The sequence below is a fragment of the Micromonospora sp. NPDC007208 genome (assembly GCF_042869175.1).
Taxonomy (GTDB): Bacteria; Actinomycetota; Actinomycetes; order Mycobacteriales; family Micromonosporaceae; genus Micromonospora; species Micromonospora foliorum.
Map to the genome: position 1 here is coordinate 104,531 of NZ_JBIAFG010000012.1, position 18,077 is coordinate 122,607.

Consider the following 18,077-nt stretch of genomic DNA (forward strand, 5'->3'; position numbering starts at 1 on the left):
TCAGCCCTCCTCGTCCGGTGCCCCGGTCGGCACCGGGCGCAACGCTAGCGCCACCAGGGGCGCCGCCGCGACCGCCGCGAGCAGGGTGAGCACGGGATAACCGGCGAACTGCATGACAAACCCGCTGACCACGGCGGCCCCGGCCCCGGCCAACCCCATGATCAGGTCGCACAGCCCCTGGACGCTCGGCCGCACGGCGGCCGCCACCGACTCGGACAGCAGGGTCGAGCCGGCCACCATCGTCCCCGACCAGCCCAACCCGAGCAGGACCAGACCGACCGAGAGCCGGGGCGTGTGGTGCCCGGCGGTGCCGGCGACCGCGCAGGCGGCCAGCAGCAGCCCGACCCCACCGAGGATCACCGCCCGTCGACCGAGCCGGTCGGTGAGCCAGCCGACCACCGGGGAGAACGCGTACATGCCGGCGATGTGCAGGCTCAGCACGATGCCGACCAGCCGCAACACGTCGGCGTCGGCGTGCGACTCACCGAGCCGGACCGGTGTCATCGCCATCACCGCCACCATCACCAGGTGACCCACCGCCACGGCGGCGATTCCGAGTCGGGCGGCGGGCTGTCCGCGTACCACCGACCAGGCCGCACGCATCCCGGCGCCGCGCGGCGCGCGCACCGTGACCGGCGCGGCGGCCGGCGTCGCACCGCCACCTGCCGCCGGCGCCTCGGCCGCCACCGCGGTCGCGGTCGCGTCGGCGGCCGGCGGCAGATCGGCGGCCTGCGCGTCGGCCGCCGCGAGCCGCCGCGCGGTGAGCAGCGGGTCGGGCCGGAGCAACCCGAGGAGTACGACGGCAGCCAGCACGAACGCGGCCGCGCTGAACGCGAACGGGCCGGCCAGCGGGGGCAGCCCCCAGCCGGTGGTGACCCGGTCGGCCAGCGCGGCGAAGTTCGGCGCGGCCACCGCACCGATGGTGGTGGCCCAGACGATCAGGGAGAGCTGCCGCCCCCGGCGGGCCGGCTCGGCGAGATCCACGGCCGTGTAGCGGGCCTGCAGGTTCGCGGCGGTACCCCCGCCGAAGAGCAGCATGCCGAGGAAGAGCAGCGGCACCCAGCGGGTGGCCGCGGCCAGCACCACCAGCACGCCGCCGACAGCGCCGACCGTGTACGCCAGCACCAGGCCCGGGCGGCGACCGTGCCGCGCCATGATCCGGGTGACCGGGACGGCGAGCAGCGCGGCACCGACCACCCCGGCGCTCTGCGCGACACCGGCCACCGCGGTCCCGGCGACCCGCGCCGCGAGCAGCGCGCCCACGGAGATGCCGATGGTCACGCCGATCCCGCCGATGATCTGGGTGGTGAAGAGCAGCCGCAGGGTACGCCGCTGGATCGACGCGACGTCGGGTCGGGCGGCGGTACGCGGCGCGGTCAGGTCGGTCGCCATCGGCGCTCCTGTCGGAAGGGGTGTGACTCATCCTCGCGCACCCGCCCCGACCAGCGGCAGTGGGTTTCGCCGGAACGGGGCCGCCACCGGCGCGGCCCCCGCCTATGGTGCCCGCGCTGCCAGCCGGCGAGTCGGGTCAGGGTGATCGCGGCGACGGCCACACTGACGGCGGCGACCACCCCGAAATCCGCGACGCACTGTCAATCTTGGACAGTTTCCGTTCCGCGCGAACGGAAACTGTCCAAGATCTGGACGGCGTACGGCTGGGTCGGTCAGCCGGCCATCACCCGCTGGTGCAGCGCGGAGACCGCCGAACGCGCCGCCACGAACGCGCCGTGCTGCCAGGCCACCTCGTGGCTGAGCCAGTCCCCGGCGAAGTAGACCCGCCCGGCCGGCTGGAGCAGCAGGTTGTAGCCGGGCGTGCCGTACCGGGGTGACGTCCAGGCGCCCTCGATGTAGCGGGTCCGGTCCCAGGCGTGGGAGTACGAGCTGACCAGCTCGCTGCGGTACTTGTCACCGTGGATCTTCACACCCTGGCTGATGGCGCGCTCGCTGCGCTGCTCCGGCGTGAGCCCGCTGTACGCCCTGGCGTTCGCCCCGGTGTTGTAGTAGCCGACGACCAGGCCGCGCTTGCCGTGGAAGCCGTAGGACGGGTACCAGATGTGCGACAGGTCCAGGTCGGTCTCGGTGATGCCGCCGTAGATCCGCTGGTCGGTCTCCCACCAGCGGCTGCGGTATTCCAGGCCGATCTTTCCGGAGGCGGTGGCCGGGAAGTCGGCCAGGGCCGCGGTCACCGCCGTGCCGAGGTTGTGCGGTACGCGGGCCATCAGGTGCGGCGGTAGCGCCGCCACGCAGTAGTCGGCCGTGATCTGCGACTGCCGGCCACCCTGCCGGTAGGTCACCTCGACCCGACTGCCCCGGTCGGTCACCGCGGTCACCTCGGCGTTGAGTCGGATCCGGTGCGGGCCCACCGCCCGGGCCAGGGCTCGGGGGATCTGGTCCATCCCGCCGACCGGCTGGAACATCAGCATGGCCTGGTCGTAGCCGAACTCGAAGGAGAAGTACCGGCCGATGTTGCTGGCGAACACGTCGGAGAGCGCCGGCGGCGTACCGAGCGGGCCCCCCACGTCGTTGCCCGCGCCCGGATAGGTGAGATAGCCGCGACGGTTGGTGCCGGTGTACGCCCAGTCGCTGGTCCGTCCGCCGATCGCACCGAAGCTCTGCAGGAACGACAGCAGCCGGTCACGGTCCTCGGTGGTGAGCCGGGCGTCCAGCGCACCCTGGTCGGTGGCCTTCGCGAGCAGTTCCGAGACGTAGCCGTACACGTCGGCCTTGGCGGTGCGGTACCGGACCGGCTCGGTCATCCCGGCGGACTCGTTGTAGATCCAGGCGTCGGCGTTCTGGTTGGTGAAGACCTCGATGGGTACGCCGAGTTCCCGGCAGTAGTCCATCGTGACCATCCACTGTGCGATGCGGCCCGGCCCGGCGTTGAAGTAGACCCCGTCGGAGAAGCTAGCCCGCTGGGTGCGTCCGTCGAGGTCGGTTTCGACGTCGCCGCCGCGAATGGTCAGGTTCCGTCCACCGACGCGGTGCCGCGCCTCAAGGATGGTGCAGTGGTAGCCCGCCTTGCCCAACTCGTACGCCGTGGTGAGTCCGGCGATGCCGCCGCCGAGAACGACCACGCTGGCGCCCGACCGCCCGGTGAGTGTGAAGTCGGACCGCTCCGGCGGCCGGAACGCCGGGGTAACCGACGCCGCCGCGCTGGGGGCCAGCCCCATGGCGCCCATCGTGGCGAGCATCGCTCCGGCACCGCCGCTGACTCCGACCGTACGCAGGAACCCACGCCGGCTGACCATCGACTGCGTCTGATCGCTCATAACGGCCTCCCCTACAAGATCGACTCGCATGAGTCTGCAGAGGATCTGTTACGCGGTACCCGCTTCGCCGTTTCCGGCAGGTATCGCCTCGCCGCCCGACCCGGGCGGCACTTTCCGTCGGCTGGGGCCGGGACGGCTGCGTTTCGCCGCTCGGGCCGGGGCGGCTGCGTTTCGCGGCTCGGGCCGGGACGGCTGCGTTTCGCCGGCTCCGGGCGGGGCGGCTGCGGTCGGCGACTAGCCGGGCAGGGCGCGGGTGACGACGGTGAGGTCGGCGACCAGGCCCTCGTACGCCTTGTCCTGGTCGTCGGCCCGCAGGACGGCGGACGGGTGGATGGTGGCCAGCAGCCGGGCCTGCGGCGCGTCGGCCCGCTTTCCGGCGTTGTCCACGGGCACCTGCTCGAAATCGGCGGGGTGTTGGGCCGACTCCGGCCAGGGCAGCAGCTCGCCCCGCTGCCGGGTGACCCGGAAGGACGGGCCGAGCAGCGCCTTGGCGGCGGTCGCGCCGAGCACCACCACGATCTCCGGACGCAGCCGGGCGAACTCGGCGACCAACCAGGGGCGGCAGGCGGTGATGTGCGCCTGGTCCGGGGTCTGGTGGATCCGCCGCTTGCCGCGCAGCTCGAAACGAAAGTGCTTCACGGCATTTGTCAGGTACAGGTGACCCGGGTCCAGCCCGGCGTCGTCGACCGCGCGGCGCAGCAGGCGTCCGGCCGGGCCGACGAAGGGCAGCCCCTTCTGGTCCTCCATGTCACCGGGCTGCTCGCCGACCAGCACCACGCGGGCGCTCTCGTCACCCCGGCCGAAGACCGTCTGCGAGGCGTCGCGGTACAGCTCGCAACCCCGACAGCCGCCGGCGGCGGTGCGCAGGTCGTCGATGGTGTCGGCGTCGGGCGGGATGAACCGCTGGGCGCCCGGAGCGCTCCCGGTCTGCTCGGCCATGCCGACTGTTATATACCTGTTCGTTGCTCGCCGCCGGATACGCCCCGGCGCATCGGCGGCTCCGCGTCAGTATCCGTTCCCGCCCCCATCGCCACCGGACGCGATCGCGATCAGCACGATGACGATGATGATGATCGCCACCGCGACCGCGATCCAGATCCCCTTACGAGCCCCACGAGAAGCCATGTCCCCCACCTCCGGGCGCCCGCATACCCGTCCCGGCCGTCCCGAATCCCCGCGATGTCCCAATTTCTGCCCCAACACCCGCAGGCCCGGCATTTTGCCGACCAAGCGACGAGATGGCCGCAGGGGTCAGGTGGGGAAGCCCCGGGAGGGGGGAGGGTTCTCGGCGTGGGCCAGGGCGGCGGCCAGGGGGGCCAGGTCGGCCGTGTCCAGGGAACTGACGGTGATGCGCAGGGCGGGCGGGGCGGCGATCCGGTAGAGAGCGCCGGGGGCCACCGCCCAGCCGGCGTCGCGGAGCGCGGTCACCGTGCTGGTCTCGTCCGCGACCGGCAGCCAGACGTTGATGCCGCTGCGACCGTGTGCGGTCAGGCCGTGCTCGGCCAGCGCGGCGAGCAGCCCTTCGCGCCGCTGCTCGTAGCTCCGCGCCGCCCGCTGCACCAACTCGGCGACCCCCGGGTCCCGCCACAGGGAGAGCACCAGGCGTTGCAGCACGGTGGAGACCCAGCCGGCGCCGACCCGGGTACGGCCACTCACCCGGGCCACAGTCGTCTCGTCGCCGACCAGCACCGCCAGCCGCAGGTCCGGGCCGAAGGGCTTGCTCACCGACCGGAGGAAGGCCCAACTCGCGGTCGCACCAGCCAGCGGGTGCAGGGGTACGCGGGCCAGTTCGGCCGCGTGGTCGTCCTCGATCAGCAGCAGGTCCCGTCGGCCGGCGAGCAGCGTCCGCAGCGCCTCGGCGCGGGCCGCCGAGACAGCCGCGCCGGTCGGATTCTGCGCCCGACTGGTGACGATCAGCGCCCGCGCTCCGGCGGCCAGCGCCGCGGCCACCCCGGCGACCAGCGGCCCCTCGTCGTCCAGCGGTACGCCGATCGGGCGCAGGCCCAGCGCGGCGACCAGGTCGAGCAGGTTGGCCCAGCCCGGGTCCTCGAGCGCCACCGCGTCGCCGGGGCGCAGGTGGGCGCCGAGCAGTCGCTCGATGCCGTCCAGCGCACCGCCGGTGAGGGTCAACTCCCCGGCCGGTACGCCGTCGGCGCGCAGCCGGGCGCGGGCCGCCTCGGCCAGTTCGGGCAGCACTCCGGCATCGGAGTAGCCGACCGACGGGCCGCCGTCGGTGGCGAGCGCCGCCAGGTGCGGGCCCAGCGGTGGAAGCAGCCGGGGGTCGGGTTCACCCCGGGACAGGTCCCGGGCACCGGGCAACGGTGGGGGGCGCAGCGCGGAGCGGCGGGCGGCCACCGGCGGGCGGGGGCGTACCCGGGTGCCGTGCCGACCGGCGGTGGCGAGCAGGCCGCGCTGGCGTAGCTCCTGGTAGGCGCGGGCGACGGTGGCCGGGCTGACCCCCAGCTCGGCGGCGAGCGCCCGCACGGGCGGCAGGGCGGCCCCCGGCGACAGGCCGCCGGTACGGATGCCCGACTCGATGCTGGCCGAAATCTCGACGGCTGTCGTACCGGTGAGCTGATAGTGTGCTGACACAAATAAGAGATTGTACTAGAACAAAGGGGCGAGCGCATGTATCCACCCACCGCCCGGACCACACCCCACCGCTCCCGCGAGAAGATGAGCTACGACCGGGCCGCCGCCCACGCCGTGCTCGACGAGGCGTACGACTGCGCGCTCAGCTTCGTCGTCGACGGCCAGCCACGGGTGCTGCCCACCCTGCACGTCCGCATCGGCGACACGCTCTACCTGCACGGCTCCACCGGCAGTCGGCCGCTGCTCGCCGCCCGGGGCGACGACGGCCTGCCGGTCTGCGTCGCGGTGACAGTGCTCGACGGGCTGGTCTACGCCCGCTCCCAGTTCCACCACAGCGCCAACTACCGCTCGGTCGTCGCGCACGGCACCGCCCGACTGGTCACCGACGAGCGGGAGAAGCTCGCCATGCTCACCGCGCTGGTCGAGAAGGTCGGCGCGGGACGCAGCACCGCCACCCGTCCGCCCAGCCGTCGCGAGCTGGCCGAGACCGCCGTACTGGCGCTACCACTGCGCGAGGTGTCCGTCCGGGCCCGCACCGGCGGGGTCCGCGAGGACGAGGCCGACCTGCACCTGCCGCACTGGGCCGGCGTGCTGCCGCTGCGACTGACTGCCGGGCCGCCCGAGCCGGACGCCGGGGTCACCGCGGCGCTGCCGGCGTACCTGCGGACGCCCCGCACGCCCTGGCACGACCCGGTGCCGCTGCACGGCGAGCACGTTCGGCTGGAGCCGCTGGAGGTGGCGCACGCCGACGAGTTGCACGCCGCCACCGCGGACCCGGAGGTGTGGCGGCACCTCAGCGTCGCGCCGCCCACCACTCCCGCCGGTACCGCCGAGGTGATCGGCGCCGCCCTGGCCGCCCAGCACCGGGGCGAGCGGGTGGCCTGGGTGCAGCGGTGCGCGGCGACCGGGGCGGTGGTGGGCAGCACCTCCTACTACGAGATCGACCCGGAGCGGCGGGCGGTGGCGATCGGGCACACCTTCCTCGGCCGGCCCTGGTGGCGTACCGGGATCAACACCGAGGCGAAGTTGCTGCTGCTCGGCCGGGCCTTCGACGACCTGGGCGCGGTACGGGTCGCCTGGCACACCGACATCCGCAACGTTCGCTCCCAGGCGGCCATCGAACGGCTCGGCGCGACCCGGGAAGGGGTGCTGCGGATGCACCGGCAACGCCCGGACGGCTCCTGGCGGGACACCGTGCAGTACGCGATGACCGTCGACGAGTGGCCGAACGCACAGGCCAGGCTGCGAGAAAGACTTCTGCGGACGGCACCGGTGGCGTGATGATGGCGGGCGTGCTGGGGATCACCGACATCTGGACGTACGTGCTGGGCACCGTGGCCATCATCCTGCTGCCCGGGCCAAACTCACTCTTCGTGCTCTCCACCGCGGCCAAGCGGGGCGTCGCGGTCGGCTACCGGGCCGCCGGTGGCGTGTTCGTCGGCGACGGGGTGCTGATGTTCCTCTCCGCCGCCGGGGTGGCGTCGCTGCTCAAGGCGTACCCGCCGCTGTTCATGGTGATCAAGTACGCCGGAGCCGCGTACCTCGGTTATGTCGGGGTGACCATGCTGCTCGGCGCCGCGCGGCGCTGGCGCGACCGCAACGACCCGAGTACGCCGCGGCTCATCGACGCCGCAGAGCCGGCGGCGATGCGCAGCCCGTTCCGCAAGGCGCTGGTGATCAGCCTGCTGAACCCGAAGGCGATCCTGTTCTTCATCTCGTTCTTCATCCAGTTCGTCGACCCGGGTTACGCCTGGCCGGCACTGTCGTTCCTGCTGCTCGGGCTGATCGCGCAGGTGACCAGTGCGCTCTACCTGACCGCGTTGATCTTCGCGGGCACCTTCCTGGCCGCCCAGTTCCGCCAGCGCCGTCGCCTGGCGGCCGGTGGCACCACCGCCGTGGCAGCCCTGTTCCTGGCCTTCAGCCTCAAGCTGGCCACCGCCAGCGCCGGCTGACCCCGCTCCCCGTCCGCCGCCGCTTCCGCGCGTGCCCGACGCTTCCGCGCGTCAACGCTGTCGCGGGTCGATCATGGAGTTGCTCGCCCTCCGCACCTGACGCCGCCCGCGATCTTGCACTTTCGGTGGTCGGGATGCGTGCTTTAACCATATTTGTTCACGCAGAAAGTGCAAGATCGCGGGGTGAGAGGGCGGGGGCGCGCGGGGCGGGGCGGGGCGAGGTCAGGTGCCGTCGCCGCCGGAGCCGCCGCCTCCTACGCCGGCGCCGCCGGCGGTGCCACCGAGGCCGTAACCGGGTCGGATCGGCTCGTCGGGATGGCGGCTGACGTGGGCCGACCCGGCGATCTGCGCGGACCAGTCGGCGTGCGCGGCCGCGGCGGCGTGCCGGTTGATCGCCTGGCGGATCCAGCCGTCCACGGTGGCGACCCAGTCCCGCCGGTCGGCGTCCTCGTGCCAGATCCGGAACCGGCTGATGCTCTGGTGCGTGATTCCGGCCAGCGCCAGCCGGCGATCCACCCAGAGGATCGCCTCCAGGCCCGCCGAGTTGGTCACGAAGATCACCTCCAGCTCGGTGATCGGGCCGGCGTAGAGCGGCCCCACCCAGTAGCCCCAACGCTGGTGCAGCGGCAGGGTGTGCTCCACCCCCGGCAGGCCGCCCTCCTGCAACCCGGACTGACGGATCATGAAGCCCAGGGTGTCCAGCGCCGCCAGCACGTGCTGCTGGGTGGGGATCGGGTGCACGAAGACCGGCACCATGGCCCCCTGGTCGAGGTCGGGGTCGAGCGAGACCTCGGTCCGCAGGCCCATCCGCAGGCTCAGCAGCGGCACCCCACCGAAGGTGGTCACCGGGGTCTCCCACGGCAGCGGGAACGCGAAGTCGACCGCCCGCCGCCGACCGGCCGGCACCACGAACCGGCCGGCGATCGGCAGGTGGTGGAACTGCACGAGACGGCGGGCCGCGGCCGGGTCATCCGGCTCGACAGTGGTGACGAGGCCCAGCCGGATGTGCCGCACCAGCACGTCCTCCGGGCCGGCCGCGAGGGTGACCCGCCCCGGCAGGCGCAGGCCCGGACGGGTACTCGGGTTGGGCAGCGTGGTCTGCACGGAGAGCCCGGTCCCACCGGACTCCGGGGACACTCCGGTCAACCGCACCGCGCCCTCCACTCCAGGCTGGGGTGGCCCCGCCGCCGCGAGGCCACCCACCACTCTCGCGGACCCGGCGCGAGGTCACCCCGACTTCGGCGAAGAGCGACCACCCCTCCGATTTACCGCAACCGACGCCCGCGGGGCACCGTGTCGGTCTCGTCGTCGAACTCCCCGATGACCTCCTCCAGGAGGTCCTCCAGGGCCACGAAACCGATCGGCCGGGCCGGGCCACCGCCGTTGCGTACCAGCGCGAGCTGCGACTGCCGGGCCCGCATCGCCGCCACCGCCTCGGTGACCGAGGACGTCGCGGGCAGGGTGAACGCGGGCGTCATCAGCTCCGCCGCGGTGGCGACCCGGCCGGTGGTGACCACCCGTACCGCCTCCCGGACGTGCACGAGGCCGCACACGTCGCCCGCCTCGTCCAGCACCGCCAGTCGGGATCGACCGCTGTCCCGGCTGACCTCCTCGATCCGCCCGGCCGAATCGTCCCGGCGGACGGTGACCATGGTGGCGAACGGTTCCATCACCTGCGCCACCGACGTGCCCTGCAACTCCAGCATGCTGGTCAGCAACTGGTGCTGCTCGGGGCCGAGCAGCCCGTGCTCACGGGACTGCTCCAGCAGGATCCGCAGCTCGTCCGGGCCGTGTACCTGGGCGAGCTGGTCCTGCTGGTTGACGCCGACCAGTCGCAGGATCGCGTTGGCCAGGGCGTTCAGCGCGGAGAGGACCGGCCGGGAGACCCGGGCGAAGGCGCGGAACGGCAACGCGAGCAGCGTCGCCGAGCGCTCCGCGTCGGTGATCGCCCACGACTTCGGCGCCATCTCCCCCACCACCAGGTGTAGGAAGGTCACCACCCCGAGCGCGAAGACCAGGGCGATCAGGTGACTGGCCGCGTCCGGTAGGCCCACCGCGTGCAGCAGGGGGCTGAGCAGGTGCTCGATGGCCGGTTCGGCCAGCGCGCCGAGACCCAGGGTGCACAGCGTGATGCCCAACTGCGCGCCGGCCAGCATCAGCGACAACTCGCGGACGCCGTCGAGCGCGGCCCGGGCCGCCCGACCACCGTTCGCCGCCGCCTGCTCCAGGCGGTAGCGCTTGCTGGCCACCAGGGCGAACTCGGCGGCCACGAAGAACCCGTTCAGCGCCAGCAGGATCACCGAACTGAACAGTGCGATCCCGGGGCTCATCGGCGCTTTCCTTCACTCGCGACTGCGGGGCTCGCAAGCTCACTCCTCGCGCTCATGCGGTCACCCCCGGTTTGGTCAGCTGCAACCGCACCGAGTCGGCCACGTGCCGGTCCACGGCCAGCACCTCGACCAGCGCCCGGGGCTCCGCCTCGTTGTCCTCGCCGTCCGCCCCCTCGGGCAACAGGCTGATCTCCAGTCGGTCACCGACCTCCGGCACCCGACCCAGCTCCCGCATCACCAACCCGGACAGGGTGTCGTACTCGGGGGCCTCGGGCAGGGCGATCCCGGTGCTGTCGGCGACCTCGTCGATCCGCCAGCGGGCCGGCACCACCCAGGACCCGTCGTCCTGCCGGGCCGGGGCCCGCTCCGGTGGGTCGTCCTCGTCGCGGATCGGGCCGACCAGCTCCTCGGCGATGTCCTCCAGCGTGATGACGCCGGCGAAGCCGCCGTACTCGTCGACCACGCACGCCATCTGCCGGTGCCCGGACCGCAGGCGGTCGAGCACCGTGGGCAGGGGCAACGTCTCCGGTACGAGCAGCGGCGGCCCGGCCACCGCACTCACCGGGGTGGTGGCCCGCTCCCCCGGGGGTACGCCGAGCACGTCGGCGATGCCGACGATGCCGAGCAGGTCGTCGACGCCCTCCGCACCCCGAACCGGGAAGCGGGAGTGGCCGGTGTCCAGCAGCTCGACCACCCGGCTCACCGGCTCGTGCGCCCGTACGGTGTGCACGTCGACGCGCGGCACCATGGCCTCGCCGGCGGTCAGTTCGCGGAAGTCGAGACCTCGGTCGAGCAGCGTGGACATCTCGGCGTCCAGGCTGCCCTCCTCGCGGGACTCGGCAATGATCTGTTCCAGGTCCGCCGGGGTGGCGCCGCTGGGCAGCTCCTCGATCGGTTCGATACCGATGCGGCGCAGCAGACGGACCGACGCCCGGTCGAAGAGCCGGATCAGCGGCCCGGCGACGGCCAGGTAGATCAGGGTGGAGCGGCTCAGCGCCCGGGCCAGTCGTTCGGCCCGGGCGATGGCCAGGTTCTTCGGGGCCAGCTCACCGAGGACCATCTGCACGATGGTGGCGATGACCAGGGCCAACGCCACCGACAGCGGCAGGCTGACCGCCTCGCTGACGCCGGCCACGTCGAGCAGGTCGGCGAGGCCACCGCCCAGGTACGGCTCGGCGACGTAGCCGACCAGCAGCGCGGTGACGGTGATGCCGAGTTGGGCGCCGGAGAGCATGAAGGAGAGCCGGCTGGTGACGGTCAGGGCCCGGGCGGCGGCCTGGTCGCCGTCATCGGCGAGCTGGCGCAGCTTGCCCCGGTCCACGGCGACGTAGCCGAACTCCTGCGCCACGAAATAGCCGGTGGCGGCAGTGAGAAGAATGATCAGAAGGAGACCGACGACGATCAGCACGGGTCGCTCAGGGCTCCCGGGGTCGTCGGTACGGGGATATGCCGGGCACGACCCGGCTGGCTACTGCTGCCCTCCTGGGCAGAAGAGTCGATCATGCCGTCATTTTATCGGCGCTGGCTGGGACTCCGCTGGGGGTGGGCCGAAGGAGCGGAACGTCCGGTTCGGCAGGTGCCACCGCGCGTCACACCGGCTTATCACCCGAACCGCGCTCGGCCAGCTCATCGGCGTCGAGCAGGCTCCGGTCGAGCCGCCCCGACCGGTACGCGGCCCGCCCGATCATCTGCGCCGCGACCGGCGCGGTCGCCAACTGGAAGACCGCCACCAGCAGGATCATGCCCAGATCCGCCGAGGACCGCAGCCGCAACGCGATGCCCAGCAGCAGCAGGAGCACCCCCAGCACCTGCGGCTTGGTGGCCGCGTGCATCCGGGACAGCGCGTCCGGGAAGCGCAGTACGCCGATCCCGGCGGCCAGGCCGAGCAGCGCGCCGGCGACCAGACAACCGGCGCCGAGCCAGTCCGCGATCGTCGCGATCACTGCTGCTCCCGGACGGCGAAGCGGACCAGCGACACCGAGCCCACGAAGCCGAGCAGGGAGAGCACCACCAGCACGGGCAGGGTGCTGGCGTGCCGGTTGACGGCCGCCTCGGCGCCCACCGCGCCGACCATCGTGGCGAGCAGCATGTCCGCCGCGATCACCCGGTCCACCAGCGAGGGGCCACGGTAGAGGCGGGCCAGCGCGAGGAGCGCGGTGACCGACAGCAGGGCGGTGAGGACGACAGCCAGGAACGTGGTCACGGGCGGGTTCCCTTCTCGGGTGTGGCGACGTCGAGGTGGCGCAGTTCGGTGGTGGCGCCGACCGCGCGGATGATTCGCCGCTCGACGGTGAGCGTGCGTTCCCGGGCCGCGTCCAGGTCCCCCGGGCCGTGGGTGTCCAGGACGTGCAGGTAGAGCGTTCCGGAGTCCCGGTCCACCTCGAGGATCAGCGTGCCCGGCACCAATGAGACCGCCTCGGCGGTGAGCGCCAGGTTCAGGTCTGTGGACACCCGCAACCGGACCGCGATGATCGCCCCGCGCGGCCGGTAGCCGGGCTGCACGGCGATCCGGGCGACGTGCAGGCTCGCGCTGACCAGCTCGACGGCGAACCGGCCCGCGAACACCAGCAGCGCCCACGGTCGCAACCGGCCACCGAAGCTGACCGCCGGCAGCGGGAAGAACACCAGCACGGCCGCACCCACCAGCAGGCCGCCGATGAGGTTGGCCCAGTTGATGTCGCCCCAGAGCAGACTCCAGACCAGCACCAGCCACCCGAGCGCCACCGCCTGGTCCCGCCAGCGCCCGAGCCGACCCCGCCCCACCGCTGGGGGCCCGGGGGCGTCCGGAGCCGGCTCGGGGGAGCCGGTCACGGCACGCCGCCCGGCAGCACGGCACGCACGTACGGGGTGCGCAGGCGCAGGTCCGCGGCCGCGTCGGCGGTGACGTCGAAGAGCGGCCCGGCCAGCACGGTCAACGCCAACCCGAGGGCGACCAGGGCCACGGTGGCGCCCACCATCAGCCTCGGCAACCGGACGACCGGTTCGTTGGTGGCCAGCCGGGGCGCGCGCCAGAACGCGATGTTCCACACCCGGGACGCCACGTACAGGGTGAGCAGGCTGGTCAGCGTGCCGGCCGCGACCAGCACCCCGGGCAGGGGTCCACCTACCGCCACCCCGGCCTGGAGCAGGCCGAGCTTGCCGAGGAAGCCGGAGAACGGTGGCACTCCGGCGAGGTTCATGGCCGGGACGAAGAACAGCACACCCAGCAGCGGCGCCACCCGGGCCAGCCCGCCGATACGACGCAGGTCGGTGCTGCCGGCGCGCTCCTCGACCAGCCCGGCGACGAGGAACAGCGTGGTCTGGATGGTGATGTGGTGCACCACGTAGAAGATCGCGCCGGAGAGTCCGGCGGCGGTGCTCAACGCCACCCCGAAGATCATGTAGCCGATGTGACTGACCAGGGTGAACGAGAACATTCGCTTCAGGTCGGACTGGGCCACCGCACCGAGGATGCCGATCACCATGGTCAACCCGGCGACGACCATGAGCAGCACGTGGGCACGCCCACCGGGAAACAGCAACGTCTCGGTACGGATGATCGCGTAGACGCCCACCTTGGTGAGCAGACCCGCGAAGACGGCCGTGACCGGGGCCGGCGCGGTGGGGTAGCTGTCCGGCAACCAGGCCGACAGGGGGAAGACCGCCGCCTTGATCGCGAACGCCAGCAGCAGCATCAGCTCCAGGGCCAGTCGGACGCCGTCGGGCAGGTCGTCGAGGCGCTGGGCGAGCTGGGCGAGGTTGAGCGTGCCGGTGGCCGCGTACACCAGACCCACCGACGTCAGGAAGATCATCGAGGAGAGGATGCTGACCACCACGTACGTCGACCCGGTCCGGATCCTGGTCTCGGTGCCGCCCAGGGTGATCAGCACGAAGCTGGCGGCCAGGAGGATCTCGAACCCGACGAAGAGGTTGAACAGGTCACCGGCCAGGAACGCGTTGGTGACACCCGCGGTGAGCACCAGGTACGTCGGGTGGAAGATCGACACCGGTGAGCTCTCGCTCGTCTCGTTGCGACCCTGGCCGATCGAGTACAGCAGCACGCAGAGGGTCACCGCCGAGGACACCACAAGCATCAGCGCGGCGAGTTGGTCGGCCACCAGGACGATGCCGACCGGCGCCGGCCACGCCCCGACCGCCACCACCACCGGCCCGTGCCGGTACGCCTGCACCAGCAGCAGCACCGCCACCGTGAGCGTGCCGCCCAGACACAGCACGCTGATCGCGCGCTGGAGTCGGGGCTTCCCGGCCAGCAGCAGGGTCAGCGCCGCACCGAGCAGTGGCACCACCACCGGCAGCGGCACCAGCGTGCTCATCACGCGTCATCCCCGCGTCGTAGCCGTCGGCGGGCCGGCTCCGGATCGACCTGCTCCGGGTCGCCGTTCGGACCCTCCCCGCCGAAGTCGACCGCGCCCGCCTCGTTCCGCACGGCCCGGCGGATGATCTGCCGGTCCTCCAGGTCGTCGGGGACCTCGTCGTCACCGGAGAGATACCAGCTGCGGTACGCGACCGCGAGCAGGAACGCGGTGAACCCGAACGTGATCACGATGGAGGTCAGCACCATCGCCTGCGGCAGCGGGTCACTCATCCGCTCCACCGGCCCCGTACCGACGATCGGAGCCCCACCCGACCGCCCGCCCAACAGGATCAACAGGTTCACCCCGTTGCCGAGCATGATCACCCCGAGCAGGATCCGGGTCAGGCTGCGCTCCAACAGCAGGATCACCCCGCACCCGACCAGCACCGCGACGGCCAACACCAGCACCAACGTCGGCCCCGCACCGCTCGCCGTCACCGTGCCACCTCTGTTCGCGACTGCGGGGCTCGCAAACCCGGCTCACTCCTCGCGCTCACCGTGCCACCCCTGTTCGCGACTGCGGGGCTCGCAAACCCGGCTCACTCCTCGCGCTCACGCCCGCTCCCCTTTGTCGACGGTCAGACCGCCCGCCGCCGTTCCGGTGGCCTCGATGTGCCGGTCCACCTCGGCGCCGAGGCTGCGCAGGATGTCCAGCACCAACCCGATCACGACCAGGTACACGCCGATGTCGAAGAAGAGCGACGTGACCAGATGGGCGTCGCCGATCAGTGGCAGCGTCCGGTCGACCTTCGCGCTCTCCAGCACCGACCCACCGACCAGCAGCGCCACCACGCCGCTGCCCACCGCCACGGCCAGCCCGGCGCCGAGAATCGCGCCGGCCCCGATCGGGGCCGCCTCGGTCAACTCGTACCGGCCGCCGGCCAGATACCTGACCACCAGGGCGAGACCCGCCACCAGCCCACCGGCGAACCCGCCGCCCGGCGCGTTGTGCCCGGAGAAGAGCAGGAACAGTGAGAACAGCACCACGGTGTGGAAGATCAGCCGGATGACCACCTCCAACACGATCGAGCGGCGCTCCTCGTAGAGGGTGGCGCCGCCGCGCAGCCACACCGGCCGGTCGGGTCCACCCGCCCGCTGGTCCGACCCGGGCCGGCGCGGTCGCGGCCCCGTGCGGGAGCGCTCGAAGATCAGGCTGGCCACCCCGGTCGCGGCCACCACCAGCACCGCCAGCTCGCCCATCGTGTCCCAGGCCCGGATGTCGACAAGGGTCACGTTGACCGCGTTGCGGCCGTACCCGTGCGCCACCGCCAGATCCGGGAAGGCGGCGGAGATGTCCGGGGCCCGGCGGGCGCCGACGGCGGTGAGGGCCAGCCCGGCGGCCACCCCTCCCGCCGCCACCCCGATCGCCCGACGGACCCAACGGGTACGGCGCAGCGGGCGGGCCGAGAACCGCTCCGGCAGGCGACGCAGCACCAGCACGAAGACCGCGATCGTCGAGGTCTCCACCAGGAACTGGGTGAGCGCCAGGTCCGGCGCCCCGTGCAGCACGAACAGCATCGCCGTGCCGTAGCCGGTCATGCCCACCAGCAGCATCGCGGTCAGCCGGCGACGGGCACCGACCGCCAACACCGCCGCCACCGTGATCACCACCACGACCACCGGTTGCAGCGGGCTGTCCCAGAGCGGGATCCGCGCCCGCCAGGGGCTGGCGGAGAGCATCGCCGCGCCGGGCACCAGCACCAGGGTGACCAGGATGATGCCCAGGTACTGCGGCAGGGAGCCGCGCTGGGTCGCGCTGGTGACCTCGATGGCCAGCCGGTCGAACCGGCCCACGACCCACTCGTACCCCGCGTTGCCCCCCACTGGTGACCGGAGCCGGGCCAGCATCGGCGCGAGCGGCCCGCGCACGGCGAACAGTAGGCCGCCGCCGGCGAGGGCCAGCACGGACAGGCCGAGCGCCGGGGTCGGTCCGGCCCAGAGCGCCAGGTGCGCGTCGACCCCGCCGAGCAGATCGGCGTACGGGCGCAGCAGGTCGTCCAGCACGCTCGCGGCCGGACCGGCGAGCAGACCGACACCGGCGAGGACCGTGGGCGGCACCAGCAGCGACGCGGCGATCGACCCCGGCGGGACCGGTTCCACACCCGGCCGGTCGGCGAACGCGCCCCAGAGGAACCGGGCGCTGTACGCGACGGTGAGCACCGTCCCCGCGACCAGACCGGTGAGGAGCACAGGTTGGTCGGTGAACGCCCCGAACACCGCCTCCTTGGCCACGAAGCCGACCAGTGGTGGCACCCCGGCCATCGACGCCGCGGCCAGCACGGCGACCACGAACAGCGGCCGGGACCAGTGCCGCAGCCCGGACAGCTCGCGCAGGTCCCGGGTGCCGGCGCCGTGGTCGATGATGCCGACGACCAGGAACAGCGCCGCCTTGAACAGGGCGTGCGCCAGCAGCATCGCGGTACCGGCCAGCGCGGCGTCCGGGGTGCCCGAGCCGGTCACCGCGACCAGCAGGCCGAGCTGACTGACCGTCCCGTACGCCAGCAGCAGCTTGAGGTCGGTCTGGCGCAGCGCGGCCCAACCGCCGAGCAGCATGGTCGCCACGCCGGCGACCTGCACCACCGGCCGCCACGGGCCGACCGCGGCGAGCACCGGCGCGAGCAGCCCGACCAGGTAGACGCCGGCCTTGACCATGGCGGCGGCGTGCAGGTAGGCGCTGACCGGTGTGGGTGCCGCCATCGCGACCGGCAGCCACGAGCTGAACGGCAGCACCGCCGACTTGGACAGCGCACCGGCCAGGATCAGCAGCACGGCGCCCACCAGGTACCCGCCGCCGGGCAGCGGCTGTGCGCTGATCTCCGACCAGCGGTAGGTGCCGGCGTGCTGGCCCAGCATGATGAAGCCGACCAGCATGGCGAGCCCGCCCAGCGTGGTGACGGTCAACGCCTGCGCCGCCGCCCAACGGCTGGACCGCCGTTCGGTGCTGTGCCCGATCAGCAGGTACGAGAAGATCGTGGTCAGCTCCCAGCCGACGTAGAGCAGCAGCAGGTCGTCGGCGAAGACCAGGACGAGCATCGCGCCGGCGAAGGCGACCAGGACCGCGGCGAACCGCGCCAGCCCGGTGGAGCCGGCGCTGAAGTAGCGGGCGCTGTAGACCAGCACCAGCGCGCCGACGCCGCCGATCAGCAGCGTCATCAGCCAGGACAGCGTGGTGAGCCGGAACGCGATGTCGAGACCCAACTGCCGGATCCACGGGTACGTCTCGACCACCGCCCCGCCGTGGGCAACGGCCGGGGTGCGGGCCGCCGCCCAGCAGAACGCGGCGGCCGGCGCGAGCGCCAACGGGTAGCACGCGCGCGGACCCCACCAGCGGACGAACAGGGGCGCGGCGAGCGCCGCCACGAGATGGAGGATGAGCAGTACCAGCACCTGCGCTCCCGATCGACATGGCCGACGCCCGTGGCAGCGGTGGCGCCTAGCAGCGATCAGACGCCAGTTCGTGGCCATCCGGGCGGTTTTACCGGAATTCGCCCAGCCCTCAACCCCAACCCCAACCCCCACCCCGGCCTCCCCAGCCTCGACCGTTGATCAAGAGGTTTGCGTCAGGAATGCGGGCGTAGAT

General features: G+C 72.7%; 15 protein-coding genes. 2 read left to right on the forward strand and 13 right to left on the reverse strand.

All coding sequences use genetic code 11. The annotated features are described in order from the left end of the window. The 4 genes from ACFYL6_RS22730 to ACFYL6_RS22745 all read right to left on the reverse strand — a co-directional run bounded on the left by ACFYL6_RS22730 (position 1) and on the right by ACFYL6_RS22745 (position 5,861). Positions 1–1,392: an MFS transporter gene (locus ACFYL6_RS22730; protein ID WP_387173965.1), complete on the reverse strand. Its 1,392-nt coding sequence runs from the start codon at positions 1,390–1,392 to the stop codon at positions 1–3. Between the two features lie 272 nt (positions 1,393–1,664). Continuing rightward, positions 1,665–3,269 carry an FAD-dependent oxidoreductase gene (locus ACFYL6_RS22735; protein WP_387173967.1) on the reverse strand — a complete coding sequence of 535 codons (1,605 nt, stop codon included), beginning with the start codon at positions 3,267–3,269 and terminating at the stop codon, positions 1,665–1,667. A 234-nt stretch (positions 3,270–3,503) separates the two neighbouring features. Next, positions 3,504–4,208 (reverse strand): UdgX family uracil-DNA binding protein, encoded by a 705-nt coding sequence (locus ACFYL6_RS22740; protein ID WP_196921640.1) that lies wholly within the window; start codon positions 4,206–4,208, stop codon positions 3,504–3,506. Between the two features lie 312 nt (positions 4,209–4,520). Next, positions 4,521–5,861 (reverse strand): aminotransferase class I/II-fold pyridoxal phosphate-dependent enzyme, encoded by a 1,341-nt coding sequence (locus ACFYL6_RS22745; protein ID WP_387173969.1) that lies wholly within the window; start codon positions 5,859–5,861, stop codon positions 4,521–4,523. Between the two features lie 36 nt (positions 5,862–5,897). Between ACFYL6_RS22745 and ACFYL6_RS22750 the strand changes: the two genes are divergently transcribed. Next, positions 5,898–7,142, forward strand: coding sequence for a bifunctional pyridoxamine 5'-phosphate oxidase family protein/GNAT family N-acetyltransferase (locus tag ACFYL6_RS22750; RefSeq protein WP_387173971.1), 1,245 nt, complete (start codon positions 5,898–5,900; stop codon positions 7,140–7,142). Then, complete coding sequence (leuE, locus tag ACFYL6_RS22755) at positions 7,142–7,813, forward strand: leucine efflux protein LeuE (protein ID WP_238659665.1); 672 nt, start codon at positions 7,142–7,144, stop codon at positions 7,811–7,813. Before ACFYL6_RS22750 ends, leuE begins: the two co-directional genes overlap by 1 nt. Positions 7,814–8,035: 222 nt before the next feature. Here leuE and ACFYL6_RS22760 read toward each other — a convergent pair whose 3' ends face one another. From ACFYL6_RS22760 to ACFYL6_RS22800, 9 genes are all read right to left on the reverse strand, one after another. Next, positions 8,036–8,965, reverse strand: coding sequence for a sporulation protein (locus tag ACFYL6_RS22760; RefSeq protein WP_387173973.1), 930 nt, complete (start codon positions 8,963–8,965; stop codon positions 8,036–8,038). Between the two features lie 113 nt (positions 8,966–9,078). Further along, positions 9,079–10,143: a hemolysin family protein gene (locus ACFYL6_RS22765; protein WP_387173975.1), complete on the reverse strand. Its 1,065-nt coding sequence runs from the start codon at positions 10,141–10,143 to the stop codon at positions 9,079–9,081. A 52-nt stretch (positions 10,144–10,195) separates the two neighbouring features. Continuing rightward, positions 10,196–11,551 carry a hemolysin family protein gene (locus tag ACFYL6_RS22770; RefSeq protein ID WP_387173977.1) on the reverse strand — a complete coding sequence of 452 codons (1,356 nt, stop codon included), beginning with the start codon at positions 11,549–11,551 and terminating at the stop codon, positions 10,196–10,198. A 181-nt stretch (positions 11,552–11,732) separates the two neighbouring features. Next, positions 11,733–12,083, reverse strand: coding sequence for a monovalent cation/H(+) antiporter subunit G (gene mnhG, locus ACFYL6_RS22775; RefSeq protein WP_387174114.1), 351 nt, complete (start codon positions 12,081–12,083; stop codon positions 11,733–11,735). Then, on the reverse strand, positions 12,083–12,346 hold the full coding sequence (locus ACFYL6_RS22780) for a monovalent cation/H+ antiporter complex subunit F (RefSeq protein WP_238659661.1): 264 nt from the start codon (positions 12,344–12,346) through the stop codon (positions 12,083–12,085). The genes mnhG and ACFYL6_RS22780 overlap by 1 nt, the downstream gene beginning before the upstream one ends. Next, the gene (locus ACFYL6_RS22785; protein ID WP_387173979.1) at positions 12,343–12,954 is read right to left on the reverse strand and encodes a Na+/H+ antiporter subunit E; all 612 of its coding nucleotides are present in this window, start codon (positions 12,952–12,954) and stop codon (positions 12,343–12,345) included. Before ACFYL6_RS22785 ends, ACFYL6_RS22780 begins: the two co-directional genes overlap by 4 nt. After that, a complete protein-coding gene (locus ACFYL6_RS22790) occupies positions 12,951–14,456 on the reverse strand; it encodes a Na+/H+ antiporter subunit D (protein ID WP_387173981.1) in 1,506 nt (501 codons plus the stop codon). The genes ACFYL6_RS22785 and ACFYL6_RS22790 overlap by 4 nt, the downstream gene beginning before the upstream one ends. After that, complete coding sequence (locus ACFYL6_RS22795; RefSeq protein WP_387173983.1) at positions 14,456–14,935, reverse strand: Na(+)/H(+) antiporter subunit C; 480 nt, start codon at positions 14,933–14,935, stop codon at positions 14,456–14,458. The genes ACFYL6_RS22790 and ACFYL6_RS22795 overlap by 1 nt, the downstream gene beginning before the upstream one ends. Before the next feature lie 114 nt (positions 14,936–15,049). After that, positions 15,050–17,884 (reverse strand): Na+/H+ antiporter subunit A, encoded by a 2,835-nt coding sequence (locus ACFYL6_RS22800; RefSeq protein ID WP_387173985.1) that lies wholly within the window; start codon positions 17,882–17,884, stop codon positions 15,050–15,052. Positions 17,885–18,077 lie beyond the last annotated feature (193 nt).

Excerpts from the sequence above, each read along its gene's own strand:
- ACFYL6_RS22730 (WP_387173965.1), bottom strand. The coding sequence starts at position 1,392 with ATGGCGACCGACCTGACCGCGCCGCGTACCGCCGCCCGACCCGACGTC.
- ACFYL6_RS22735 (WP_387173967.1), bottom strand. The coding sequence starts at position 3,269 with ATGAGCGATCAGACGCAGTCGATGGTCAGCCGGCGTGGGTTCCTGCGT.
- ACFYL6_RS22740 (WP_196921640.1), bottom strand. The coding sequence starts at position 4,208 with ATGGCCGAGCAGACCGGGAGCGCTCCGGGCGCCCAGCGGTTCATCCCG.
- ACFYL6_RS22750 (WP_387173971.1), top strand. The coding sequence starts at position 5,898 with ATGTATCCACCCACCGCCCGGACCACACCCCACCGCTCCCGCGAGAAG.
- leuE (WP_238659665.1), top strand. The coding sequence starts at position 7,142 with ATGATGGCGGGCGTGCTGGGGATCACCGACATCTGGACGTACGTGCTG.
- ACFYL6_RS22765 (WP_387173975.1), bottom strand. The coding sequence starts at position 10,143 with ATGAGCCCCGGGATCGCACTGTTCAGTTCGGTGATCCTGCTGGCGCTG.
- ACFYL6_RS22790 (WP_387173981.1), bottom strand. The coding sequence starts at position 14,456 with ATGAGCACGCTGGTGCCGCTGCCGGTGGTGGTGCCACTGCTCGGTGCG.